Below are 460 nucleotides of genomic sequence, written 5' to 3'. Positions count from 1 at the left end.
AAGCAGCAAAGCAGGCGTCAGGAACGAGAGTCAGGTCTGTGACTATCATACCTTTTTCGGTTAGGGTTACTGTTTGTTTTATATCTGGGTTGCCAGCGTAGTAATAGTAACTGCTCAGCGCGAAAACGAACAATGAAAATGCAATTATTCCAATCCATCCTAATTGGGAGCCAATCCACAAAATAAAGCTAGCTGTCGCTAGCCATATTATGATTGCCCCATAATCGGTAGGCGGCACTTTTACTACTTCAAATTGATAGACTACCTTAGCATCTTGTACCGCTTGCTGCTGGGCTTGTTGATACTCTGGGGTTAGCTCCGGTAACGAGTCTACAGATACATCCATTAGTTAGGCACCTCCATTTGTACCTGATAGCTGTTACTTGGTGTTTAGCGTACTCTCTAGCTCGCCGAACCCAATTACACCGCCAGCAAACACAGGCTTGCTGTTTAGGAAGCC

The 460-nt window shown here is 45.2% G+C and carries 1 protein-coding gene; it reads right to left on the bottom strand.

Going from position 1 to position 460, the window contains the following annotated elements:
* Nucleotides 1-346: hypothetical protein (locus OH455_RS23255; RefSeq protein WP_269982946.1), on the bottom strand; the 346-nt coding region annotated here is incomplete at its 3' end.
* Nucleotides 347-460 lie beyond the last annotated feature (114 nt).

Source organism: Vibrio sp. T11.5, assembly GCF_027587155.1.
Taxonomy (GTDB): Bacteria; Pseudomonadota; Gammaproteobacteria; order Enterobacterales; family Vibrionaceae; genus Vibrio; species Vibrio neptunius.
Note: the sequence above shows the minus strand (reverse complement) of the source record. Positions and strands in the feature narration are given on the sequence as shown.